18 protein-coding genes, 2 rRNA genes, 1 pseudogene and 1 riboswitch (1 of these 22 only partly in view) are annotated in these 23,828 nt (G+C 70.6%); of the genes and pseudogenes, 13 read left to right on the top strand and 8 right to left on the bottom strand.

Annotated elements, in window-relative coordinates; translation table 11 throughout:
• The 12 genes from GL259_RS07950 to GL259_RS07895 all read left to right on the top strand — a co-directional run.
• Positions 1-2,534: ribosomal RNA gene (locus GL259_RS07950) — 23S ribosomal RNA — on the top strand (it extends 587 nt beyond the left edge of the window).
• A 74-nt stretch (positions 2,535-2,608) separates the two neighbouring features.
• A 5S ribosomal RNA gene (gene rrf / locus GL259_RS07945) occupies positions 2,609-2,725 on the top strand.
• Between the two features lie 109 nt (positions 2,726-2,834).
• Positions 2,835-3,443: a CDP-alcohol phosphatidyltransferase family protein gene (locus GL259_RS07940; RefSeq protein ID WP_159530545.1), complete on the top strand. Its 609-nt coding sequence runs from the start codon at positions 2,835-2,837 to the stop codon at positions 3,441-3,443.
• Between the two features lie 114 nt (positions 3,444-3,557).
• A complete protein-coding gene (locus GL259_RS07935; RefSeq protein WP_159530543.1) occupies positions 3,558-6,053 on the top strand; it encodes a mannose-1-phosphate guanyltransferase in 2,496 nt (831 codons plus the stop codon).
• 167 nt (positions 6,054-6,220) lie between these two features.
• Positions 6,221-7,057 carry a DUF881 domain-containing protein gene (locus GL259_RS07930; protein WP_166461444.1) on the top strand — a complete coding sequence of 279 codons (837 nt, stop codon included), beginning with the start codon at positions 6,221-6,223 and terminating at the stop codon, positions 7,055-7,057.
• Positions 7,054-7,386: a small basic family protein gene (locus GL259_RS07925; protein ID WP_003988855.1), complete on the top strand. Its 333-nt coding sequence runs from the start codon at positions 7,054-7,056 to the stop codon at positions 7,384-7,386. The genes GL259_RS07930 and GL259_RS07925 overlap by 4 nt, the downstream gene beginning before the upstream one ends.
• Positions 7,387-7,391: 5 nt before the next feature.
• Complete coding sequence (locus tag GL259_RS07920) at positions 7,392-8,303, top strand: DUF881 domain-containing protein (RefSeq protein WP_159530539.1); 912 nt, start codon at positions 7,392-7,394, stop codon at positions 8,301-8,303.
• Between the two features lie 61 nt (positions 8,304-8,364).
• On the top strand, positions 8,365-9,297 hold the full coding sequence (locus GL259_RS07915) for an FHA domain-containing protein (protein ID WP_166461443.1): 933 nt from the start codon (positions 8,365-8,367) through the stop codon (positions 9,295-9,297).
• A 39-nt stretch (positions 9,298-9,336) separates the two neighbouring features.
• Entirely contained in the window at positions 9,337-10,077 is a 741-nt protein-coding gene (locus GL259_RS07910; RefSeq protein ID WP_159530535.1) for a MerR family transcriptional regulator, read from the top strand.
• An 84-nt stretch (positions 10,078-10,161) separates the two neighbouring features.
• A complete protein-coding gene (locus tag GL259_RS07905) occupies positions 10,162-10,635 on the top strand; it encodes a bifunctional nuclease family protein (RefSeq protein ID WP_004934251.1) in 474 nt (157 codons plus the stop codon).
• 219 nt (positions 10,636-10,854) lie between these two features.
• A complete protein-coding gene (locus GL259_RS07900; protein WP_159530533.1) occupies positions 10,855-11,538 on the top strand; it encodes a MerR family transcriptional regulator in 684 nt (227 codons plus the stop codon).
• A gap of 57 nt (positions 11,539-11,595) precedes the next feature.
• On the top strand, positions 11,596-12,981 hold the full coding sequence (locus tag GL259_RS07895; RefSeq protein ID WP_159530531.1) for a DNA polymerase IV: 1,386 nt from the start codon (positions 11,596-11,598) through the stop codon (positions 12,979-12,981).
• A 484-nt stretch (positions 12,982-13,465) separates the two neighbouring features.
• On the opposite strand, the gene GL259_RS07890 is transcribed toward GL259_RS07895, so the two are convergent.
• Positions 13,466-13,840 (bottom strand): PRC-barrel domain-containing protein, encoded by a 375-nt coding sequence (locus tag GL259_RS07890; protein WP_159530529.1) that lies wholly within the window; start codon positions 13,838-13,840, stop codon positions 13,466-13,468.
• Positions 13,841-13,953: 113 nt separating this feature from the next.
• A riboswitch (glycine riboswitch) is annotated at positions 13,954-14,049 on the top strand.
• Between the two features lie 174 nt (positions 14,050-14,223).
• Between GL259_RS07890 and gcvP the strand changes: the two genes are divergently transcribed.
• Positions 14,224-17,109, top strand: a complete 2,886-nt coding sequence (gene gcvP, locus GL259_RS07885; RefSeq protein WP_159530527.1) for an aminomethyl-transferring glycine dehydrogenase — start codon at positions 14,224-14,226, stop codon at positions 17,107-17,109.
• 102 nt (positions 17,110-17,211) lie between these two features.
• Here the strand turns inward: gcvP and GL259_RS07880 are convergent, their stop codons facing one another.
• From GL259_RS07880 to GL259_RS07850, 7 genes and pseudogenes are all read right to left on the bottom strand, one after another.
• Positions 17,212-18,267 carry an ABC transporter ATP-binding protein gene (locus GL259_RS07880; RefSeq protein WP_208026601.1) on the bottom strand — a complete coding sequence of 352 codons (1,056 nt, stop codon included), beginning with the start codon at positions 18,265-18,267 and terminating at the stop codon, positions 17,212-17,214.
• Positions 18,268-18,324: 57 nt separating this feature from the next.
• A complete protein-coding gene (locus GL259_RS07875) occupies positions 18,325-19,212 on the bottom strand; it encodes an ABC transporter permease (protein ID WP_159530523.1) in 888 nt (295 codons plus the stop codon).
• Positions 19,209-20,012, bottom strand: coding sequence for a molybdate ABC transporter substrate-binding protein (gene modA / locus GL259_RS07870; protein WP_159530521.1), 804 nt, complete (start codon positions 20,010-20,012; stop codon positions 19,209-19,211). Before modA ends, GL259_RS07875 begins: the two co-directional genes overlap by 4 nt.
• 167 nt (positions 20,013-20,179) lie before the next feature.
• Positions 20,180-20,575 carry a helix-turn-helix transcriptional regulator gene (locus GL259_RS07865; RefSeq protein ID WP_159530519.1) on the bottom strand — a complete coding sequence of 132 codons (396 nt, stop codon included), beginning with the start codon at positions 20,573-20,575 and terminating at the stop codon, positions 20,180-20,182.
• A gap of 223 nt (positions 20,576-20,798) precedes the next feature.
• Positions 20,799-21,843, bottom strand: a pseudogene (locus GL259_RS07860) (LacI family DNA-binding transcriptional regulator).
• Between the two features lie 243 nt (positions 21,844-22,086).
• Positions 22,087-22,287 (bottom strand): DUF5999 family protein, encoded by a 201-nt coding sequence (locus tag GL259_RS07855; RefSeq protein WP_159530517.1) that lies wholly within the window; start codon positions 22,285-22,287, stop codon positions 22,087-22,089.
• Positions 22,288-22,712: 425 nt separating this feature from the next.
• Positions 22,713-23,297, bottom strand: a complete 585-nt coding sequence (locus tag GL259_RS07850; RefSeq protein ID WP_159530515.1) for a hypothetical protein — start codon at positions 23,295-23,297, stop codon at positions 22,713-22,715.
• Positions 23,298-23,828: the final 531 nt, after the last annotated feature.

Genomic DNA, 23,828 nt, shown 5'->3' with positions numbered 1-23,828 from the left:
AATAGTACCTGAAACCGTGTGCCTACAAGCCGTGGGAGCGTCGGACATCAGCTTGCTGGTGTCTCGTGACTGCGTGCCTTTTGAAGAATGAGCCTGCGAGTTTGCGGTGTGTTGCGAGGTTAACCCGGGTGGGGTAGCCGTAGCGAAAGCGAGTCCGAACAGGGCGCTTCAGTAGCACGCTCAAGACCCGAAGCGGAGTGATCTAGCCATGGGCAGGTTGAAGCGGAGGTAAGACTTCGTGGAGGACCGAACCCACCAGGGTTGAAAACCTGGGGGATGACCTGTGGTTAGGGGTGAAAGGCCAATCAAACTCCGTGATAGCTGGTTCTCCCCGAAATGCATTTAGGTGCAGCGTCGTGTGTTTCTTGCCGGAGGTAGAGCACTGGATAGGCGATGGGCCCTACCGGGTTACTGACCTTAGCCAAACTCCGAATGCCGGTAAGTGAGAGCGCGGCAGTGAGACTGTGGGGGATAAGCTCCATGGTCGAGAGGGAAACAGCCCAGAGCATCGACTAAGGCCCCTAAGCGTACGCTAAGTGGGAAAGGATGTGGAGTCGCACAGACAACCAGGAGGTTGGCTTAGAAGCAGCCACCCTTGAAAGAGTGCGTAATAGCTCACTGGTCTAGTGATTCCGCGCCGACAATGTAGCGGGGCTCAAGCGTACCGCCGAAGTCGTGTCATTGCAGCAATAAGCCCCAACGGGTGCTGTGATGGGTAGGGGAGCGTCGTCTGCCGGGTGAAGCAGCCGCGGAAGCGAGTTGTGGACGGTTGACGAGTGAGAATGCAGGCATGAGTAGCGATTCACACGTGAGAAACGTGTGCGCCGATTGACTAAGGGTTCCTGGGTCAAGCTGATCTGCCCAGGGTAAGTCGGGACCTAAGGCGAGGCCGACAGGCGTAGTCGATGGATAACCGGTTGATATTCCGGTACCCGCTGTGAAGCGTCAAACACCGAGCATCGTGATGCTAAGGCCGTGAAGCCGCCCCGGATCCTTCGGGTGAAGGGGAGTGGTGGAGCCGCCGGCCCAAGCGGTTAGTAGGTGAGTGATGGGGTGACGCAGGAAGGTAGTCCAGCCCGGGCGGTGGTTGTCCCGGGGTAAGGGTGTAGCCCGAGTGGTAGGCAAATCCGCCACTCATGAGGGTGAGACCTGATGCCGAGCCGATTGTGGTGAAGTGGATGATCCTATGCTGTCGAGAAAAGCCTCTAGCGAGTTTCATGGCGGCCCGTACCCTAAACCGACTCAGGTGGTCAGGTAGAGAATACCGAGGCGTTCGGGTGAACTATGGTTAAGGAACTCGGCAAAATGCCCCCGTAACTTCGGGAGAAGGGGGGCCACATCCGGTGACGGCACTTGCTGCCGGAGCTGGGGGTGGCCGCAGAGACCAGCGAGAAGCGACTGTTTACTAAAAACACAGGTCCGTGCGAAGCCGTAAGGCGATGTATACGGACTGACGCCTGCCCGGTGCTGGAACGTTAAGGGGACCGGTTAGCTCACCTTCGGGTGGGCGAAGCTGAGAACTTAAGCGCCAGTAAACGGCGGTGGTAACTATAACCATCCTAAGGTAGCGAAATTCCTTGTCGGGTAAGTTCCGACCTGCACGAATGGCGTAACGACTTCTCGACTGTCTCAACCATAGGCCCGGTGAAATTGCACTACGAGTAAAGATGCTCGTTTCGCGCAGCAGGACGGAAAGACCCCGGGACCTTTACTACAGTTTGATATTGGTGTTCGGTTCGGCTTGTGTAGGATAGCTGGGAGACTGTGAAGCTCGGACGCCAGTTCGGGTGGAGTCGTCGTTGAAATACCAGTCTGGTCGTGCTGGATGTCTAACCTGGGTCCGTGATCCGGATCAGGGACAGTGTCTGATGGGTAGTTTAACTGGGGCGGTTGCCTCCTAAAGGGTAACGGAGGCGCCCAAAGGTTCCCTCAGCCTGGTTGGCAATCAGGTGTTGAGTGTAAGTGCACAAGGGAGCTTGACTGTGAGACCGACGGGTCGAGCAGGGACGAAAGTCGGGACTAGTGATCCGGCGGTGGCTTGTGGAAGCGCCGTCGCTCAACGGATAAAAGGTACCCCGGGGATAACAGGCTGATCTTCCCCAAGAGTCCATATCGACGGGATGGTTTGGCACCTCGATGTCGGCTCGTCGCATCCTGGGGCTGGAGTCGGTCCCAAGGGTTGGGCTGTTCGCCCATTAAAGCGGTACGCGAGCTGGGTTTAGAACGTCGTGAGACAGTTCGGTCCCTATCCGCTGTGCGCGCAGGAGTCTTGAGAAGGGCTGTCCCTAGTACGAGAGGACCGGGACGGACGAACCTCTGGTGTGCCAGTTGTTCTGCCAAGGGCATGGCTGGTTGGCTACGTTCGGGAGGGATAACCGCTGAAAGCATCTAAGCGGGAAGCCTGCTTCGAGATGAGGACTCCCACCCACTTGATGGGGTAAGGCTCCCAGTAGACGACTGGGTTGATAGGCCGGATATGGAAGCACGGTAACGTGTGGAGTTGACCGGTACTAATAGGCCGAGGGCTTGTCCTCAGTTGCTCGCGTCCACTGTGTTGGTTCTGAAACCACGAACAACCCGAAGCCGGTTGTTGATTGTTTCATAGTGTTTCGGTGGTCATAGCGTAGGGGAAACGCCCGGTTACATTCCGAACCCGGAAGCTAAGCCTTACAGCGCCGATGGTACTGCAGGGGGGACCCTGTGGGAGAGTAGGACGCCGCCGAACTCCTTTTAGAGCTCCGGCTCTTGGGCATGCAGCCCGAGAGCCGGAGCTTTTTTGCGTTGAGGTAAGGTCGGGGGGCATCATCGGCACGTTTCTCACAGGAGGCTCCCGGGTGGAGGTCCAGGAGACGCGGGTCCAGACGGACCGCGTCCTCACCATCCCGAACATGCTCAGCATGGCGCGGCTCGTTGGCGTACCCCTCTTCCTGTGGCTGATCCTCAGGCCCGAGTTCGGTGGCCCGAAGAGTGACGGCTGGGCGCTCCTGGTGCTGGCTCTCAGCGGCGTCAGCGACTACCTGGACGGCAAGCTCGCGCGCCGGTGGAACCAGATCAGCAGCCTCGGCCGGCTTCTCGATCCCGCGGCCGACCGGCTCTACATTCTCTCGACCCTGGTCGGTCTCACCTGGCGCGAGATTCTGCCGCTCTGGCTCACCGCCGTGCTGTTGGCGCGTGAGCTCGTTCTGCTGGTGATGGTGGGCATCCTCCGGCGGCACGGCTATCCGCCGCCGCAGGTGAACTTCCTGGGGAAGGCGGCCACCTTCAACTTGATGTATGCCTTCCCGTTGCTCCTGCTCAGTGACGGAACCGGCTGGATCTCGTCACTCGCTGCTATTTTCGGATGGGCGTTCGCCGGATGGGGTACAACCCTCTATTGGTGGGCAGGAGTCCTCTACGTGGTCCAAGTCCGCCGTCTGGTTCGGGCGGACGCCATGGCCGATTGAACTCGTGACGGGCACGCGCAAGGTGGCGCGATGGCCCCCAGGGAAAAAGTGCGAGACACTCCTGACGGGTGAAGTCGGTCAGACCGTCGTCTCTTCGAGGAGGACGCTTCCGACATGAAGGCCGTCGTGATGGCCGGAGGCGAAGGCACCCGCCTTCGTCCCATGACCTCAAGCATGCCCAAGCCGCTCCTGCCGGTGGCCAACCGGCCGATCATGGAGCACGTTCTGCGGCTGCTCAAAAGGCATGGGCTCAACGAAACCGTTGTGACCGTCCAGTTCCTGGCGTCACTGGTCAAGAACTACTTCGGTGACGGTGAAGAGCTCGGAATGGAGCTCACCTATGCCAACGAGGAGAAGCCACTCGGTACCGCCGGAAGCGTCAAGAACGCCGAGGAGGCACTGAAGGACGACGCTTTTCTCGTCATCTCCGGTGACGCGCTGACCGACTTCGACCTCACCGAGCTGATCAATTTCCACAAGGAAAAGGGCGCCCTGGTCACCGTCTGCCTGACCCGGGTGCCCAATCCGCTGGAATTCGGCATCACCATCGTGGACGAGGAGGGCAAGGTCGAGCGCTTCCTCGAGAAGCCGACCTGGGGCCAGGTCTTCTCCGACACGGTGAACACCGGTATCTACGTCATGGAGCCCGAGGTCTTCGACTACGTCGAGGCCGATGTGCCCGTCGACTGGTCCGGTGACGTCTTCCCGCAGCTGATGAAGGAGGGCAAGCCCGTTTACGGCTATGTCGCCGAGGGCTACTGGGAGGACGTCGGCACGCACGAGAGCTATGTGAAGGCGCAGGCGGACGTCCTCGAGGGCAAGGTCGACGTCGACATCGACGGCTTCGAGATCTCCCCGGGTGTGTGGGTGGCCGAGGGCGCCGAGGTGCACCCCGACGCCGTACTGCGGGGGCCGCTGTACATCGGTGACTACGCCAAGGTCGAGGCCGGCGCCGAGATCCGCGAGCACACCGTCGTGGGGTCGAACGTCGTCGTGAAGAGCGGTGCCTTCCTGCACAAGGCCGTCGTCCACGACAACGTGTACGTCGGGCCGCACAGCAATCTGCGCGGTTGTGTCGTCGGCAAGAACACCGACATCATGCGCGCGGCGCGGATCGAGGACGGCGCCGTCATCGGTGACGAGTGCCTGATCGGTGAGGAATCGATCGTCCAGGGCAATGTGCGGGTCTACCCGTTCAAGACCATCGAGGCCGGTGCTTTCGTCAACACCTCGGTGATCTGGGAGTCGCGGGGGCAGGCGCATCTCTTCGGCGCCCGTGGCGTGTCCGGGATCCTGAACGTCGAGATCACCCCCGAACTCGCCGTGCGCCTGGCCGGCGCGTACGCGACGACGCTCAAGAAGGGCGCGACCGTCACCACGGCCCGCGACCACTCCCGCGGTGCCCGGGCGCTGAAGCGGGCGGTCATCTCCGCGCTGCAGGCCAGCGCCATCGACGTACGGGACCTGGAGAACGTGCCGCTGCCCGTGGCCAGGCAGCAGACCGCGCGGGGCAGCGCCGGCGGCATCATGATCCGGACCACGCCCGGGGTGCCGGACTCGGTCGACATCATGTTCTTCGACGGTCAGGGCGCCGACCTGTCGCAGGGCAGCCAGCGCAAGCTGGACCGGGTGTTCGCGCGGCAGGAGTACCGGCGTGCGTTCCCCGGCGAGATCGGTGACCTGCACTTCCCGGCGAGCGTCTTCGACTCGTACACCGGGTCGCTGCTGCGCGACGTCGACATCACCGGGATCGCGGAGTCCGGGCTGAAGGTGGTCGTGGACGCGTCCAACGGCAGCGCCGGCCTGGTGCTGCCGAGCCTGCTCGGCAAGCTGGGCGTCGACTCGCTGACCATCAACCCCGGTCTCGACGAGTCCAGGCCGACCGAGACGGCCGACATGCGGCGCTCGGGACTGGTGCGGCTCGGGGAGATCGTGGCGTCCTCCGGCGCCGCGTTCGGCGTGCGCTTCGACCCCGTCGGTGAGCGGCTGTCCCTGGTCGACGAGAAGGGGCGGATCATCGAGGACGACCGGGCGCTGCTCGTGATGCTCGACCTCGTCGCGGCCGAGCGGCGCAGCGGCCGGGTCGCGCTGCCGGTGACCACCACCCGGATCGCCGAGCAGGTGGCGGCGTACCACGGCACCCAGGTGGAGTGGACGACGACCTCGCCCGACGACCTCACGCGGGTGGGCGGCGAGGAAGGGACGATCTTCGGCGGTGACGGCAGGGGCGGTTTCATCGTTCCGGAGTTCAGCAGCGTCTACGACGGCACCGCCGCCTTCGTGCGGCTCATCGGGCTGGTGGCGCGGACGCAGCTCACGCTCAGCCAGATCGACGCGCGCATCCCGCGGGCGCACGTGCTCAAGCGGGACCTGGCGACCCCGTGGGCCGTCAAGGGGCTGGTGATGCGGCGGGTGGTCGAGGCGGCCGGAGACCGGTTCGTGGACACCACCGACGGCGTGCGCGTGGTAGAGGCGGACGGCCGCTGGGTGATGGTGCTGCCCGACCCGGCCGAGGCGGTCACCCACCTGTGGGCCGAAGGGCCCGACGACGCCTCCGCGCAGGCCCTGCTCGACGAGTGGTCGGCGGTCGTGGACAGCGCGGGACGGTAGAGCGGCCGGTACGCCGGCGCGCCGGGCAGGTGTCCCCGACGGGGCCTGTCCGGCGCGCCGGTAGGGTTGTTCGAAAGCAGTGGCCGCGGCGTGCGACGATGTGCGGCATGCCGCAGCAACCCCCCGTTCGGAGCACACCCCAGCGGCCCCCGCGTCCGGACGCGTCCATGTCGTTGATCACCAACGTCATGGACCACAGCCTCGACGACGGTTACGCCGAGGCCGCCGCGCGGAAGAAAGCCGACGGCGACGGCGGCATGCCGAAGACCCTCAGGGCGAGGCTGGGCCTCGCCGCCGGCCTGGTGCTCGCCGCCCTGATCGTGACCGTCGGGGCCGCGCAGGCCCGGGTCGCGGCCCCCGTCGTCGCCAAGGAGCGCGAGGAGCTGATCGACCGCATCGATCGGGAGACCGAGGCGGCCGACGAACTCGAGGACAGCGTCGACGAACTGCGCGAGGACGTCGGCGCGCGGCAGCGCGAGGCGCTCCGCGACAGTGGCGGAAGCGACCGGTCGGAGCTGGTGGGCATGCTGGCGGGGGCCGTCGCGGTGCACGGCCCCGGTGTGCGGCTCGTGGTGAACGACGCCGAGGACGCGACCGCGGGCGGCGACGGCGACCCTCGGTCGACCTCCGGGTTCTCGGACACCGGACGGGTCCGTGACCGCGATCTGCAGCGGGTGGTCAACGGCCTGTGGGAATCCGGCGCCGAGGCCGTCTCCATCAACGGGCAGCGGTTGACCGCCCTGTCGGCGATCAGGGCCGCCGGAGACGCGATACTGGTCGACAACAGGCCGCTGGTGCCGCCGTACACGGTGCTCGCGGTGGGGGACGGCCCGCAGTTGCGCGACCGGTTCCAGAACAGCGCGGACGGGCTGTATCTGCACGTCCTGCAGGAGAACTACGGCATCCGGACGGACCTCTCCGCGCAGGACGACCTCCGGTTGCCCGCCGCACCGAGTGTGATCGTACGTACCGCACAGCCGATAACCGGGAAGGGCACATCGTGATCGCCGTACTGGGCCTCGTCGTGGGAGTCGTGGCCGGATTGTTGGTCCGGCCCGAGGTTCCGGCGGTCGTCGAGCCTTATCTGCCGATCGCCGTCGTCGCGGCGCTCGACGCCGTGTTCGGCGGGCTGCGGGCCATGCTCGACGGCATCTTCGACGACAAGGTGTTCGTGGTGTCGTTCCTGTCGAACGTGGTCGTCGCCGCGCTGATCGTGTTCCTCGGCGACAAGCTCGGCGTGGGGGCCCAGCTGTCCACGGGTGTCGTGGTCGTCCTCGGCATCCGCATCTTCTCCAACGCCGCGGCGATCCGCCGGCACGTGTTCCGGGCGTGAGGCCGATGAGTGAGCACCGGAACGACGAGCCGACGCCCGCGCAGGCGCCCCCGCCCGGGCCCGCGCAGACCCCCCGGCCCAGGACCGCTCCCGGGACCGCGCCCGCGAGCGGCCTGCGCAAGGAGCTGCCGGCGGAGGTGCCCGCGAGCGCGCCCGCGTCCGCGCAGGTGCCGAGGACCGAGCCGGAACCCCGGCTCACCGGACGGCAGCGGCTGGTGATGGGACTGTGGCCGCCGCGGGTGACCCGGGCCCAACTCATCGTGGCCCTGCTGCTGTTCGGCCTGGGTTTCGGCCTGGCCGTCCAGGTGGCCTCGAACAGCGACGGCGACAGCGCGCTGCGCGGGGCGCGGCAGGAAGATCTTGTGCGCATCCTCGATGAACTCGACGACCGCACACAGCGTCTTGAGGACGAGAAGCAGGGACTCGAGAAGCAGCGCGAGGAGCTGGAGAACAGCTCCGACCAGGCCGAGGAGGCCCGCAGGCAGACGGTCGAGAAGGAACGGCAACTCGGCGTCCTGGCGGGCACGGTGGCCGCGCAGGGGCCCGGCATCACGATGACCATCGAGGACACGAAGGGGACGGTCGAGGCGGACATGCTGCTCGACGCCATCCAGGAGCTGCGCGCGGCCGGTGCCGAGGCGATCCAGGTGAACGGTGTGCGGGTCGTGGCGGGCACCTATCTGACGGATTCCGGCAACGGGGTCGGCGTGGACGGGAACAAGATCACCGCGCCCTATCGTTTCAAGGTCATCGGCAAGCCGCAGGACCTCGAGCCGGCGCTCAACATCCCGGGAGGTGTGGTGCAGACCCTCGAAAAGGAACAGGCCACCGTTACCGTGGAGCGTTCCACCAAGATCGTCGTGGATGCCTTGCGGGCCGCGGAGCGGCCTGACTACGCTCGGTCGTCCTCCCGGTGAACCGGGGGTGCATGGGGGACATCCGGCGAGGGCATGAGGTTGCGGGGGGTCGGCGCACCGAATGGGTGGTGCGTGGTGGAAACTGTCTGGCGGAGGCGGACGTTGTGAGGATGTCCGGGTCCGCCAATGTGTTCAGTCAGGGTTCGTCCTGCCCCACGGGCGGGTCTGTTTCGGTCAAGGGGAATCGCCCGTGAAGTTGTTTGCGAAGTTGTTCGGCAAGAGCACGCGAGAGGGCAGCGACAACGCGACCGCTCGCCATCGCGCACAGCCTGACGCGGAAGGTCAGCGTCCGCTGTTCCGGGACCAGGTCACCGGTCCGGGCGCGCCGTCGGTTGACCCCGCGCAGTCGGGCGGCATAGGTTTCGGGCAACCGTCGACCTCAGGTACGGGTGGAGGGTTTTCCGACCCGTACGCATCCCATGCCCCCGGTGGGCAGCCGCGGCAGGAGGATCCGTCCATGTCGGCCCTGGTGTGTACGAGGTGCGGTAACCGCAACGCGGAGAACAGCCGCTTCTGCTCCAACTGCGGCGCGCCGCTGAGGCCGGGAGTCACCCCGGAGCGCCCCTCCGAGACGACGTCCACGATCTCGATCTCCGGTCTCGAGGCCTACGACGCCGAGGCCACCGGTCAGACGGCGATGCCGACGCTCTCCCCGGAGGCGCAGGCGGCCGTCGACGCGCTGCCGATGGGCTCCGCGCTCCTGGTCGTGCGCCGCGGTCCGAACTCGGGCAGCCGCTTCCTCCTGGACGGTGACCTGACCACGGCCGGACGCCATCCGCAGAGCGACATCTTCCTGGACGACGTGACGGTCTCCCGGCGGCACGTGGAGTTCCGCCGCAGCCCGGACGGCTCGTTCACGGTGGCCGACGTCGGCAGCCTGAACGGCACGTACGTCAACCGCGAGCGGATCGACCAGGTCGCCCTGTCCAACGGCGACGAGGTGCAGATCGGCAAGTACAGGCTGGTCTTCTACGCGAGCCAGCGGGGCTACTGACCTCCCCGGATTCCGTCCGGGGATCACCAGGGAAGGTCCATGGTTCACACACCGAGCGGCGGTGCCGGAGACGGTGCCGCCGCCACGGACACCGGACTGATGAGCATCGGCACGGTGCTGAACGCACTGCGCGAGGAGTTCCCCGAGGTCACCATCTCCAAGATCCGCTTCCTGGAGTCGGAGGGGCTCATCGAGCCGCAGCGGACCCCCTCGGGGTACCGCAAGTTCAGCGCCGGGGACGTCGAGCGCCTCGGCCACGTCCTGAGGATGCAGCGGGACCACTATCTGCCGCTCAAGGTGATCCGTGAGCACCTGGAGGCCATGGAGCGCGGCGAGGCCGCCCCGCTGCCGGTGGTGGGCCGGCCGCGTGACGGGGAGGCCGGCCACGAGCCGGTCTCCGAGGCGCCCGCGGCGGCCCGCATCGGGCGTGCCCAGCTGCTCGCGGCCGCCGGCATCGGCGAGCGGGAGCTCGCGGAGTGGGAGTCGTACGGACTGCTCACCCCGGTGGAGGAAGGGGTGTACGACTCCGAGGCGGTCACCGTCGCCGAGCTGATCACCGAGTTGGGGCGGTTCGGGATCGAGCCCCGTCACCTGAGGGCCATGAAGGCCGCCGCCGACCGGGAGGCCGGTCTGGTGGACCAGCTCGTCGCCCCGCTGAGACGCCACCGGAACCCGCAGACCAGGGCCCACGCGGAGGCCCGTACCAAGGAGCTGGCGGGGCTCACGGTGAGGCTGCACGCGGCGCTGGTGCAGACGGCGCTCGGGGTGCGGCTGCCCTGAGCCGGGCGGGCCCGGAGGGCCGGATCGGCCACCCGTTCCCTGCCCGACTACCCAAACGTCCCGAGCACGGCCTAGGGTTGCTGTGTGAACGAGCTCGATGTCGTAGGTGTCCGGGTCGAAATGCCCTCCAACCAACCGATCGTGCTGTTGCGTGAAGTGGGCGGCGACCGCTACCTCCCCATCTGGATCGGACCGGGGGAGGCGACGGCCATCGCCTTCGCTCAGCAGGGCATGGCCCCCGCACGGCCGCTGACCCACGACCTGTTCAAGGACGTGCTGGAGGCCGTCGGCCAGGAGCTCACGGAAGTGCGCATCACGGACCTGCGCGAGGGGGTCTTCTACGCGGAGCTGGTCTTCGCCAGCGGGGTCGAGGTGAGCGCCAGGCCGTCCGACGCCATAGCGCTGGCGCTGCGCACGGGGACGCCGATCTACGGCAGCGACACGGTGCTCGACGACGCGGGGATCGCCATTCCGGACGAGCAGGAGGACGAGGTGGAGAAGTTCCGCGAGTTCCTCGACCAGATCTCGCCGGAGGACTTCGGCACCAGCAACCAGTGAGGGGCCGTGGCCGTCCGGGTCCCGGCACCCGCCCGGGGCGGCGGGCCGAGGAGCACCGCACGGCCCGTACGGAAGGCATTCGGCTAGCCTTTCCCCGCGGAGGGGTGCGGGAAACCACTCTTAGGGTGATTATCACTCGGCGTGCCGAGTGTGGCGATCGTTGACGCACCCTTGGTGACTGCCTACCGTCGAGGAGGCAGGTCAAGGACGGAGGTCGGCGTGAGAAGCAGCGGCGACGGTACGGCTGGGAATGCCCCCGGACACGGTCTCGGGGCGGACGGGCCGTTCTCTCCCCCGGGCTCCCGGCTCCGCCCGAGCGGGGGATTCCCGCAGCACGGCGGCGCGACCGAACACGCTCCGCGGCGGCCGACGGCCGTGCCGAGCAGCGGAGGGGCGACATCCATGGCGTCCGAGCAGATCGGCTACCGGGGCCCCACGGCCTGCGCGGCCGCCGGCATCACCTACCGGCAGCTCGACTACTGGGCCCGGACGGGGCTGGTCGAGCCCAGCGTGCGGCCCGCCCACGGATCCGGCACGCAGCGGCTGTACAGCTTCCGCGACGTCGTCGTCCTGAAGATCGTCAAGCGGTTCCTCGACACCGGTGTGTCCCTGCAGAACATCCGCACCGCCGTCCGGCACCTGCGCGAGCGGGGCTTCAGCGACCTGGAGCGCATGACGCTGATGAGCGACGGGGCCACGGTCTACGAGTGCACCTCGCCCGACGAGGTCCACGCCCTGCTCCAGGGCGGCCAGGGCGTCTTCGGCATCGCGGTGGGCGTGGTGTGGCGGGACGTCGAGAGCGCGCTGTCCCAGCTGCACGGGGAACGCATCGACACCGGAGAGACGCTGATCGGCCACAATCCGGCGGACGAGCTGGCGCGGCGGCGCAACCGGGCCGTCTGAGGACCCTCCTCGCCAGTGGTGCGGGACTTGTCAGTGGTGTAGGGCAGCATCGGAGCTGTGAGATCCGCGCCCACGATCCTGCACCTCGACATGGACGCCTTCTTCGCCTCGGTGGAGCAGGCGTCCAAGCCGAGCCTGCGCGGGAAGGCCGTCATCGTGGGCGGGCTCGGGCCGCGCGGTGTGGTCGCCACCGCCTCGTACGAGGCCCGCGTCTTCGGCGTCCACTCGGCGATGCCCATGGCGCAGGCCCGGCGGCTCGCGCCCAACGCCGCCTACCTGGTGCCCCGCTTCGCTTTCTACCGGTCGATCAGCGAACAGGTGATGGGGCTGCTGCGGGAGCTGTCTCCGCTGGTCGAGCCGCTCAGTCTGGACGAGGCCTTCGTGGACCTGGAGGCCGGCGGCGCGGCCCGGGACGGGACGTCGGCGCGACTGGCCGGGGCGAGGCTGCGCGCGGACATCCGGGCGGTCACGGGGCTCACCGGGTCGGTGGGGCTCGCGGCCTCCAAGATGCTCGCGAAGATCGCCTCGGAGCAGGCGAAGCCGGACGGGCTGGTGCTGATCGAGCCGGGCACCGAGCGGGCGCTGCTGGGACCGATGCCGGTGCGGACGCTGCCGGGCGTGGGACCGGCCACCGGCGACCACCTCAGGCGGGCCGGGATCCACACGGTCGACGAGCTCGCCGAGGCGGGGGAGGACGAGCTCGTACGGCTGCTGGGCAAGGCCCACGGGCACGCGCTGTACGCCATGGCGCTGGCGCGGGACGAGCGGCCCGTGGTGGCCGAGCGGGAGGCGAAGTCGGTGTCGGTCGAGGACACGTACGACGTGGACATCCACGACCGGGTGCGGGTGGGGACGGAGGTGCGGCGGCTCGCCGACCGGTGCGTGCGCAGACTGCGGGGGGCGGGGCTGTCGGGGCGGACCATCGTGCTGAAGGTGCGGCGGTACGACTTCTCCACCCTCACCCGGTCCGAGACGCTGCGCGGGCCGACGGACGATCCGGCGGTGGTGCGGGAGGCGGCGGCGCGGCTGCTGGAGTCGGTCGACACCACGGGCGGGGTGCGGTTGCTGGGCGTGGGGGTCAGCGGACTGGCCGACTACACGCAGGAGGACCTGTTCGCGCAGGCGGCGGGCGTGCCCGAGGACGCCCTCGGGGAGGAGCCCGAGGCCGTGCCCGTGGAGGAGCGCCAGAGTCCCACCGAGCGGCGGTGGCCGGCGGGGCACGACGTGCGGCACGCCGTCCACGGCCACGGGTGGGTGCAGGGCAGTGGGCTGGGGCGGGTCACGGTGCGCTTCGAGACGCCCGGTTCGGAGCCGGGACGGGTGATGACCTTCCGGATCGAAGACCCGGATCTGGAACCGGCGGAACCGCTGCCGCTGGTGACCCGGAAGCCGGGGGAGAGCGGGCGGACGGAGGCCGGCGGGGTGGGTTCGGCGAGTCCGTGAGCGGGTTCCGGCGGCGGCGGTGCCGACGGCACCGGAAGCGGGCCCGGGGCGCGCTGTGAGCTGCCGCGGCGAGCGCGGTCTGCGGTGGGCGCGGTCTGTGGTGCGGCTGCGTGCGGCCATCCGGGTGAGACGGGGGACGGGCGCGCCTCCGGGGCCCGGCTGCGGCTGCGGTCACGGGGCCGGGGCCGGGTGCGGTCCGTGAGCGGGGCGCCGGCGGATCGGGTGGGGCGGACGGGACGCCCGGGCCGGGAGGCGGCCGCCGTCGCGGGGCCCGGCGGGGCGCGGCGGCCCGCGAGGCGCCACGAACCCTGCGGTACGTCCCCGAGGCACCACGGCCCTGCGGTCCGTCCCGGAGCGGGCGCGGTACGTCCAGGGGGCGGCGGGTCGGTGAGGGGTCGGGCGGGGCCTCTTCCCGGGGGTTACGGCGTGCCGCCGGGAGCCTGCCCGGGGTGAGGGCCGGGGAGCGGCCCGGGGACGCGGGTGTTCAGGCCGATTCGTCCTTGCCCGCGAGCTGGCCGAAGTCGCGGTCCGGGAACGGAGGCGGGGCGGCCACGTCCAGGCCGTAGTGGTGGTAGAGCTGGAGTTCCTGCTCCGGGGAGAGGTGGCGGCCGACACCGAAGTCCGGGGCGTCCTTGATCAGGGCGCGTTCGAAGGGGACGTGGAGGGCGCCGTCGATCAGTTCGCTGGGCTCCAGGGGGACGAAGGCGTCCCTGCTGAACAGGCCGGTGCGTATCGCCGCCCACTCCGGTACACCGGTGGCGTCGTCGAGATAGATCTCGTCGATCGTGCCGATCCGGGTTCCGTTGCGGTCGAACGCCTTGCGGCCGATCAGGTGGCGCGGATCGATGTCGGTCTGCACAGGCCCTCCACTGGTCGCAACTCATCCGTAAGCACTACAAAAGGGCACAATCGGCGGAGCGGCCACTCGAAGGTCCGTGCGTGGCCCTCGCTGGTACGCTGGCAAGCGGCTGCTGACCCCGTGCGGGAGAGTCCTCCAGGCACCATCGGAGGCGCCGAAGGAGCAAATCCTCCCCGGAATCTCTCAGGCCCACGTACCGCACGGACGAGGTCACTCTGGAAAGCAGGGCGGGTGTCGACGGCTTCCGCTCTCACCGACGGTGAAAGCCGGGTGCCTTCGGGTGATCCGGTGAAGCTCTCAGGTTGAGATGACAGAGGGGGAGGCCGTCCGGGCACCCGCGCCGTGGTGCCCCTCGAAGGTCGTCAGACCAGGAGGCCTCCGCAATGACCGCCCACCGCACCCCGCTCTCCGCGCTCGAACAGGGAACGCCCTTCGAGCAGCGTCACATCGGCCCCGACCACGAGGCCCGGGCCAAGATGCTCGCGCAGGTCGGCTACGGCTCGCTCGACGAGCTGACGGCCGCCGCGGTCCCGGATGTGATCAAGAACGCCGACGCGCTGGACCTGCCGGGTGCGCGGAGCGAGGCCGAGGTGCTGGCCGAGCTGCGTTCGCTGGCCGACCGCAACCAGGTGCTCGGCTCCATGATCGGGCTCGGGTACCACGGGACGTTCACCCCGCCCGTCATCCTGCGCAACGTGATGGAGAACCCCGCCTGGTACACGGCCTACACGCCGTACCAGCCGGAGATCTCCCAGGGGCGGCTCGAGGCGCTGCTGAACTTCCAGACCATGGTCGCGGACCTCACCGGCCTGCCGACCTCCGGCGCCTCCCTGCTCGACGAGGGCACCGCCGCCGCCGAGGCGATGGCGCTGATGCGGCGCATGGGCAAGAACAAGAAGGGCCTGTTCCTGGTCGACGCGGACGCGCTGCCGCAGACCATCGCCGTGATCGAGACCCGCGCCGAGCCGACCGGCGTCGAGGTCGTCGTCGCCGACCTCAGCGAGGGCATCCCCGCCGAGGTCGCCGAGCGCGAGATCAACGGTGTGCTGATCCAGTACCCGGGCGCCTCCGGTGCCGTGCGCGACATCAAGCCGGTGATCGACCGGGCGCACGAGCTCGGCGCGCTCGTCACCGTCGCCGCCGACCTGCTCGCCCTGACCCTGCTGAAGTCCCCCGGCGAGCTCGGCGCGGACATCGCGGTCGGCACCACGCAGCGCTTCGGCGTGCCGATGGGCTTCGGCGGGCCGCACGCCGGATACATGGCCGTCCAGGAGAAGATGGCGCGCAGCCTGCCCGGGCGGCTCGTCGGCGTCTCCGTCGACGCGGACGGGAACAAGGCCTACCGGCTGGCGCTGCAGACCCGTGAGCAGCACATCCGCCGGGAGAAGGCCACCAGCAACATCTGCACCGCCCAGGTGCTGCTCGCCGTCATGGCCGGGATGTACGCCGTCTACCACGGCCCGGAGGGCCTGCGGACCATCGCGCGGCGCACCCACCGGTACGCGACGATCCTCGCCGAGGGGCTGCGGGCCGGCGGTGCCGAGATCGTGCACGGTTCCTACTTCGACACGCTGACCGTGCGGACCGCGGGGCGGGCCGCCGAGGTCGTCGCCGCCGCGCGTGACAACGGCGTCAACCTGCGGCTCGTCGACGCCGACCACGTCTCGATCGCCTGCGACGAGACCACCACCCGGGCGCAGCTCGGCGCCGTGTGGAGCGCCTTCGGCGTCGAGGGCGACGCCGAGGCGCTGGACGCCACCGCGCGGGACACCCTCCCCGAGGCGCTCCTGCGCACCGACGAGTACCTCACCCACCCCGTCTTCCAGCAGCACCGCTCCGAGACCGCGATGCTGCGCTACCTGCGCCGTCTCGCCGACCGCGACTACGCGCTGGACCGCGGCATGATCCCGCTGGGCTCCTGCACCATGAAGCTCAACGCGACCACCGAGATGGAGCCGGTCACCTGGCCCGAGTTCGGGCAGCTGCACCCCTTCGCGCCCGTCGAGCAGGCGCGGGGCTACCTCACGCTCATCCACGAGCTGGAGGAGCGGCTCGCCGAGGTCACCGGCTACGACAAGGTCTCCCTCCAGCCCAACGCCGGCTCCCAGGGCGAGCTGGCCGGCCTGCTCGCCGTGCGCGGCTACCACCGGGCCAACGGCGACGACCAGCGCACCGTCTGCCTCATCCCGTCCTCCGCGCACGGCACCAACGCGGCCAGCGCCGTGATGGCCGGCATGAAGGTCGTCGTCGTCAGGACCGCCGAGGACGGCGAGATCGACGTCGAGGACCTGCGGGCCAAGATCGAGCAGTACCGCGACGAGCTGGCGGTGCTGATGATCACGTACCCCTCGACGCACGGCGTGTTCGAGGAGCACGTCGCCGACATCTGCGCGCAGGTGCACGAGGCCGGCGGCCAGGTGTACGTCGACGGCGCCAACCTCAACGCGCTGGTGGGCCTCGCCAAGCCGGGCCACTTCGGCGGTGACGTCTCGCACCTGAACCTGCACAAGACCTTCTGCATCCCGCACGGCGGCGGCGGTCCCGGCGTCGGCCCGGTCGGCGTGCGGGCGCACCTCGCCCCGTACCTGCCCAACCACCCGCTCCAGGCCGAGGCCGGTCCCGAGACCGGCGTCGGGCCGATCTCGGCGGCGCCGTGGGGCTCGGCGGGCATCCTGCCGATCTCCTGGGCGTACGTCCGGCTCATGGGCGGCGAGGGGCTCAAGCGGGCCACGCAGGTGGCGGTGCTCAGCGCCAACTACATCGCCAAGCGCCTCGAGCCGCACTACCCGGTGCTCTACACCGGCCCCGGCGGGCTGGTCGCGCACGAGTGCATCATCGACCTGCGCCCGCTGACCAAGGCGACCGGCGTCAGCGTCGACGACGTGGCCAAGCGGCTGATCGACTACGGCTTCCACGCGCCGACGATGTCGTTCCCGGTGGCCGGCACGCTGATGATCGAGCCGACCGAGTCCGAGGACCTGACCGAGCTCGACCGGTTCTGCGAGGCGATGATCGCGATCCGCGCGGAGATCGAGAAGGTCGGCTCCGGCGAGTGGCCCGCGGACGACAACCCGCTGCGCAACGCCCCGCACACCGCCGCCGCGCTCGGCGGGGAGTGGGAGCACGCGTACGGCCGCGAGGAGGCCGTGTTCCCGGCCGGGGTGAACGCCGCCGACAAGTACTGGCCGCCGGTGCGCCGCATCGACCAGGCCTTCGGCGACCGGAACCTGGTGTGCTCCTGCCCGCCGCTGGACGCGTACGAGGACTGACCCACCGGGAGCGACAGGACGACAGGGGCCCCGCCCCGGCCGTGCGGCCGGGCGGGGCCCCTCGCCGTGCGCGCCGGCCGTTCGCGTGCGGGCGGCCGTGGCCTACGCCGGGTAGGCGTGGGTCTGCGCGGCCTTGACCGTCGCCCAGACCGGGGCGCCCGGACGCAGGTCCAGCTCGGCCGCGGCGACCGTGGTGAGATCGGCGGCCAGGGGGAGTTCGCCGGTGAGCTCCACGCGGACCTGGTCGCCGTGGGGCTCCAGGCCGGCGACCTCGCAGCGCCAGAGGTTGCGGGCGCTGGAGCCGGTCGGGCGGTCGCGGTAGAGGGTCACGGCGCCGGGCGGGAACGCCACGAAGGCGGGGCCGGTGAGGTCCTCGGTGGTGCTCACCGCCGGGCCCGCGTCGAGCCGGACCGTGTGGCCGTCGGCCTGTCCGCGGTACAGGTTGAGGCCGACCAGCCGGGCGACGTACTCGGTGCGCGGGTGGCGGGCGATGTCGGAGGGCGCGCCCTCCTGCACGATCCGGCCCCGCTCCACGACGACCAGACGGTCGGCCAGCACCATGGCGTCCAGCGGATCGTGCGTGACCAGGACGGCGACGGCCTCGAAGGCGGCCAGGTGGCGGCGGAGCCGGGCACGCACCTCCAGCCGGGTGCGGGCGTCCAGGGCGGCGAGGGGTTCGTCCAGGAGCAGCAGCCGGGGACGGGTGGCCAGGGCACGGGCGAGGGCCACGCGCTGGGCCTGGCCGCCGGACAGGTGCCGGGGCCTGGCACCGGCGTGCTCGGCCAGGCCCATGCGCTCCAGCCACTCGGCGGCCAGGGCCCGGGCCTCCGCCTTGCCGGTGCCCCGGCAGCGCGGTCCGAAGGCCACGTTGTCGAGGGCGGTCAGGTGCGGGAAGAGCAGGTAGTCCTGGAAGACGACGCCGACCGGGCGCGACTCGGGCGGCGTGCGGCGCAGCTCGGCGCCGTCCAGCCGCAGGTGGCCCGCCGTGAGCGGGGTGAGGCCGGCCAGCGCGCGCAGGGCGGTGGTCTTGCCGGCGCCGTTCGGGCCCAGCAGGGCGACGACGTCGCCGGGCGCGGCGGTGAGCGCGATGTCCAGGCGGAAGGAGCCGCGGTCGACGACGAGCCGCGCGTCGAGGCCCTCGGCGGCCGGTCCGGGCACGGGACCGGCGGGGCCGGGCGCTCGTCCGGAACGCTTCGGGGTGGTCTCGGGCACGGGTCAGGCCGTCCTCATCCAGCGGTCCCGCAGCCCGGCGAGCACGGCGACGGACACCGCCAGCAGCACCAGGCTGAGGGCGATCGCGGCGGCCGGGTCGTTCTGCAGGGCGAGGTACACCGCGAGCGGCATGGTCTGGGTGCGGCCGGGGAAGTTGCCGGCGAAGGTGATCGTCGCGCCGAACTCACCGAGGGCCCTGGCCCAGGCGAGGACGGCGCCGGCCGCGATGCCCGGGGCGATCAGCGGCAGGGTGACCCGGCGGAACGCGGTGAAGCGGGAGGCGCCCAGGGTGGCGGCCGCCTCCTCGTAGCGCGGGTCGGCGGCCCGCAGCGTGCCCTCGACGCTGATGACGAGGAACGGCATCGCCACGAACGTCTCGGCGAGCACGACACCCGTGGTGGTGAACGGCAGGGTGACGCCGAACCACGCGTCCAGCCACCGGCCGACGACGCCGTTGCGGCCCAGGGCGAGCAGCAGGGCGACGCCGCCCACCACCGGGGGGAGGACCAGCGGAAGCGTCACCAGGGCGCGGACCAGACCGCGGCCGGGGAAGTCCGCACGGGCCAGCAGCCAGGCCAGCGGGACGCCGACGACCAGGCTCAGCGCGGTCGCCGCCGTGGCGCAGACCAGTGACAGGCGCAGCGCCTGCCACACCTCGGGGCTGGTCAACTGCTCGGGGAGGCTGCGCCAGGGAGCCCGCAGGAGGAGGGCGAGGAGGGGGACCAGGAGGAAGGCGAGGCCCAGGAGGGCGGGCGCGAGGAGGGGGAGGGGGACGCCGCGGCCGGGGGTGCGGGGGGCCCTCGGGGCCCGTGTCCCGCTCCGGCCGCCGCCGGGGGACGGCGCGGGCGCGGGCGTGCCCGGGTCCGGCGGGGCGCCGTGCTGACCGGTCACGGCTCGAGGAACCCGGCTTCGGCCAGGACCTTGCGGCCCTCCGGTGACTTCACCAGGGCGACGAACGCCTTCGCCGCCGCCGGGTTCGGGGCGCTCTCGAGGCGGGCGATCGGATAGTCGTTGACGGCCTCGGCCGACTCCGGGAACTCCACGCCCTCCACCTTGTCACCCGCGGCCCTCACGTCCGTGCGGTACACGACGGCGGCGTCGGCCTCCCTCAGCTCGACCTTCGTCAGGGCGCTCTTGACGTCCTGCTCGTAGGAAACCGGCGTCAGTCCGACGCCGGCGGCCGTGAGGGCCGTTCGCGCGGCCGAACCGCAGGGCACCGTCCGGTCGCACAGCACGACCTTCAGACCGGGCGCGGTCAGATCCTCCAGGGAGTCGATCCCGTGCGGGTTGCCCGGCAGGGTGGCGATCTCCAGACGGTTGCGGACGAACGTGCTCGGGCTGCCCGCCGTGCGCCCCTCGTCCGTGACGAGCTTCATCGTCCTGGCGCTGGCCGCCGCGAAGACGTCGGCCGGGGCACCGCCGACGATGCCGGCGGCCAGGGTGTCGCTGCCGCCGAAGCTGAAGGTGACCTCCGTCCCCGGGTGCTCCTTCTCGAACCGTTCGCCGAGCGTCGTGAAGCTCTCCTCGAGCGAGGCGGCCGCGAAGACGGTGACCGTCCCGGAGGGACCGTCCCCGGTGGCCCCCGAGGCGCTCGAGCCGGACGCGGAGCAGCCGCCCAGCGCCAGGAGGGCGGCGGCCGCGGCACCGGCGGTCCACGGGGAACGCCGGGGACGGTGCGTGGAACGGGGCATCTCGGTGGCACTCCCTCTGCGGGGCGGGGGAGGAGCGGACACGGTCTCTCCGGTACGCCGATGATACTGGCGCATCTGCCAGAGGGAAGTCTCCTGTCGCATCGCATGAGCCAGGAAAAGAGGCGAGCAGGCGGGCATGTGCGTTCGCACAGGAGGCTTTCGCCCCGTCAGACGCGGTCGATGTGGACGTTGGTCGACTTCACGCGTGCGGTGGCCTCCACGCCGACCTCCAGCCCCAGTTCCTCGACCGCCTCCCGGGTGAGCAGGGAGACGAGGCGGTGCGGGCCGGCCTGGATCTCGACCTGGGCGGCGACGTCGCCGAGCTTGATCGCGGTGACGATGCCGGGGAAGGCGTTGCGGGCCGAGGTGTACGGGGTGTCCTCCTCGGCGGCGCCCGCCCTGGCGAGCTCCACCGAGAACGCGGCCAGGTCCCGTCCGTCGATGAGCCGTCGTCCGCTGTCGTCGCGGTGGGTGGGGATCCGGCCCGCGTCCGCCCAGCGGCGGGCGGTGTCCGGGCTCACGCCGAGCAGTCGTGCTGCCCGGCCGATCGTGTAGGACTGCATGCCGGTCACGATAGGGCGGCGGGAGCGGGGCCGGGGGCCCGGGTGCGGGCGCGGCGGCGGCCCGCCCGGGCGGCCCGCCGCGCGGGGGTGCCGCGTTCGGCGGCCGTCTTCGAGGCGCGGCGACGGCACGTGCTTCCGGATGCCTTCCGGAATTCCCCGGCCGGCGGACGCACGGCGTCCGTCCCGTCGGGGGGAGGCGGCGGGCCGCGCCCCCCTTGTTCTGTCAGCCCCGCTTCGCCGGCACCGCGGTGCTCGCCCGTACGACCAGGTCGGTGCCCAGTTCCACGCGGGGCGGGTCCGGCCGTTCGCCGCGGGTGAGGCGGAGCACCGTGCGGACGGCGAGCTTGCCCATGTCCGCCAGGGGCTGGCGGACCGTGGTCAGCGGCGGAGCCGACCAGCGGACCTCCGGGAGGTCGTCGAAGCCGACCACGCTCATGTCCTCCGGCACCCTCAGGCCGCGCCGCCGCAGCGCCTCGATCGCGCCCAGTGCCATCTGGTCGCTGCCCGCGAACACCGCGGTCGGCGGCTCGGGCAGGTCCAGCAGGGTGTTGCAGCCGGCGAACCCGGACTCCGGGCGGAAGTCGCCGGGGACGATCAGGGACGCGTCGACCGTGACGCCGGAGCCCTCCAGCGCCGCCCGGTAGCCGTCGAGCCGGGCCCGGGAGCACAGCAGGCGCGGCGGCCCGGCGATCAGGCCGATCCGGCGGTGCCCGAGGGCCGGCAGGTGCTCGGTCGCGGCCAGGCCGCCCGACCAGTTGGCGGCGCCGACGGTGGGCACGTCCAGGGCGGGGGAGCCCGCCGGGTCCACGACCACGAGCGGCACCCCGAGGATCCGCAGCTCCTCGTGCAGCACCGGTCCCAGGGCCGAGGCCACGAGGATGACGCCGTCGGACGCGCGCGCCCGCAGATTGCGCATCCACTCCCGGGCGTCACCGGAGCGCCCGTGGACCGCCGACACCACCGTGCCCGCCCCGGCCCCGTGGGCGGCCTCCTCGACCCCGCGGACGATCTCCACCGCCCAGGGGCTGTCGAGGTCGTGGAAGACCAGGTCGAGCAGGGCCGCCCGGGAGGGCGAGGCCGTGGGGCGCTTGCGGTAGCCGTGGCGGCGCAGCAGGTCCTCGACCCGGGCCCCGGGTCCGCGGGGAGACGTCGGAGCGGCCGTTGACCACGCGGGAGACGGTCGGCACCGAGACACCGGCCCGCCGGGCGATCTCCGTGATCGTGACTCTGCCCCCGGCGCCCTCGGCGTCGGTCCCATGCGCTGCCACTTGCCCACCTCCGTGACGGGGACCCGCGGAACTTCCAGGAGTCTTCCGGAAAGCGGACGCCCGGGGAAGGCGCCGCCGGTGAACTCCGCGCGCAGGGGGCCGGTGCGGCCGGCCGTCACCCCGGCCGTGCGCCGGGCTACGGTGAGTGACGCACCCCGGACACGCGTCGGGACCGGTCCACAGGAGCTCCTGCGGTCCGGCCCCTCGTGTCCCCGGGGCGGGCCCCGCCGCGCCCGGCCGTGCTCAGGCGGTGGTCAGGCGGGCGCCCCGGGGGCGCTGCGGGGCGATGATCCTGCCGTCGGGCAGGAGCTCACCGGTGTCCTCGAAGAGCACGACACCGTTGCACAGCAGGCTCCATCCCTGCTCCGGGTGGTGCGCCACGAGACGGGCGGACTCCCGGTCGGCGGAATCGGCTGAGGGGCACGGTGGCTGGTGCTGGCACATGGGTGGGATCTCTCGCTCTGTGGTGACCTGTGGGATGGCTGTCGTGTCAGTTCCGCGGCGTGAAGCTTCGTTCATGGCCGCCCCCCGTTGTGATAGGTCGGTCGGAAACCAGTGTTGCCCCGCGGGCGACGATCCGCAGGGATTTCGCGGCACCGCTCCTCACAGGTTGATGACGCGTCACCCGCGCGGACGGTTCAGCTCAACTGCACGGTCACTTCGGGTGGTTCGACGTGGCCGGATGGGGCTAGTCAGGCGGCGCGGGGAGTCCTCCGGCCGGCGGGGGCCCTTCGGCGCCCGCACGAGAACGATCGGCGTGCGTGGCAGGGGCGGCGCGGGAGGAGCCGGGAAAGGGGCGGGGACCTGCGCGTCCCCCGCCGTCCGGGAGCACGGGCGGCGGGGGACGCGGAGCCGGATCGCGCGGGGCGTCAGGCGGGGGAGCCGAGCAGCCGGGTGGGAGCCGCCCGGAGGGTCAGCACCGGGAGCAGTTCGGCGACCCGGTGCGGGCGGTGGGCCGCGATCCCGGGCGGTGCGGGGGCGAGCGGGACGAGCAGGTCGGTGGCGGCCGGATGCCCGGTGGCCGGGTCCGCGGCGGGGTCGCCGTGCAGCCAGAGCGCCAGCATGTAGAGGCCGGGGAGCGACAGCAGCCGGGGCTGGTACGGCTGGGACACCGCCTCGGCCTGGCGCAGCGCGAGCTCGGTGGAGGCGACGTAGGGGCCCTCGAAGAAGCGGGAGAAGGCCCAGCCGTCGGGGGTGAGCACGGTGTCCGCGGCGGCCACGGCGCGATCACCGCAGCGGATCAGGAAACGCCACCCGGCCAGTCGCGTCGCGGACACGCCCTCGGCGGTGATCCGGTCCAGGACGTGCACGGGCAGGGGCAGCTCGGGCGAGGCGGGTCCCCGCGCGCCGAGCAGGGAGGGGGTTCGGGCTTCGCTGACCGCGGTCGGGGAGGAGAGCGCGGTCAGGACGGAACGCAGTGCGGGCGCGGGAGCCGGAGGGACATGCAGCGGCATGGTGGGTCGCCTCTCATTCGAAGGCACAGTGGCGCGAGGGCGGGGCGGGGCGGACGGCGCTGTCAGCTCGCGAAGGCCAGAGAGGCAGGGGCCGGGGGTCCGAGCGCGAGAGGTGGGGGTGAGGCCTGCCGCCACATCACCTCGTCGACTGGATCGCTCGACCGTGGGCGCCAACCTTCTGCCTTGTGCACGAAGTTTATACGACGCGTGTTCGGGCTGTGTTTCGGCTAGCTGTTTTCGACCGGTGAAACAAGGGTACTTTTCGCCGGTGAAATGCGAAAATCATCCCGATTCCAGGTGGGGTGTGCGGCGATGACCTCGGAAAACGACCGCGGAGCGGTCGGCTCATTGCCATCGGCGTTTTTCACGAGTTCGTCGTGGCCCCGTAACGCCCGCCGCGTTCCATGCCTCGTGAATGTGCCACTGGTCACCTCCCACCAGCGTAGCGGCCGATGGGTCCGTCCGGGGCGTTATCGATCGCATCGGCGGGGCATCCTCCCTTGTGCACCAGAACCCCGGCGGCCGTTCTTC

Source organism: Streptomyces sp. Tu 3180, assembly GCF_009852415.1.
Taxonomy (GTDB): domain Bacteria; phylum Actinomycetota; class Actinomycetes; order Streptomycetales; family Streptomycetaceae; genus Streptomyces.
This window is presented reverse-complemented; position numbering and strand designations above follow the sequence as displayed.

What these genes read in the sequence shown, in the direction of transcription:
- GL259_RS07935 (WP_159530543.1), top strand. Translation starts at nt 3,558, where the DNA reads ATGAAGGCCGTCGTGATGGCCGGAGGCGAAGGCACCCGCCTTCGTCCC.
- GL259_RS07930 (WP_166461444.1), top strand. Translation starts at nt 6,221, where the DNA reads ATGTCGTTGATCACCAACGTCATGGACCACAGCCTCGACGACGGTTAC.
- GL259_RS07920 (WP_159530539.1), top strand. Translation starts at nt 7,392, where the DNA reads ATGAGTGAGCACCGGAACGACGAGCCGACGCCCGCGCAGGCGCCCCCG.
- GL259_RS07915 (WP_166461443.1), top strand. Translation starts at nt 8,365, where the DNA reads ATGGGTGGTGCGTGGTGGAAACTGTCTGGCGGAGGCGGACGTTGTGAG.
- GL259_RS07910 (WP_159530535.1), top strand. Translation starts at nt 9,337, where the DNA reads ATGGTTCACACACCGAGCGGCGGTGCCGGAGACGGTGCCGCCGCCACG.
- gcvP (WP_159530527.1), top strand. Translation starts at nt 14,224, where the DNA reads ATGACCGCCCACCGCACCCCGCTCTCCGCGCTCGAACAGGGAACGCCC.
- modA (WP_159530521.1), bottom strand. Translation starts at nt 20,012, where the DNA reads ATGCCCCGTTCCACGCACCGTCCCCGGCGTTCCCCGTGGACCGCCGGT.
- GL259_RS07865 (WP_159530519.1), bottom strand. Translation starts at nt 20,575, where the DNA reads ATGCAGTCCTACACGATCGGCCGGGCAGCACGACTGCTCGGCGTGAGC.
- GL259_RS07855 (WP_159530517.1), bottom strand. Translation starts at nt 22,287, where the DNA reads ATGTGCCAGCACCAGCCACCGTGCCCCTCAGCCGATTCCGCCGACCGG.
- GL259_RS07850 (WP_159530515.1), bottom strand. Translation starts at nt 23,297, where the DNA reads ATGCCGCTGCATGTCCCTCCGGCTCCCGCGCCCGCACTGCGTTCCGTC.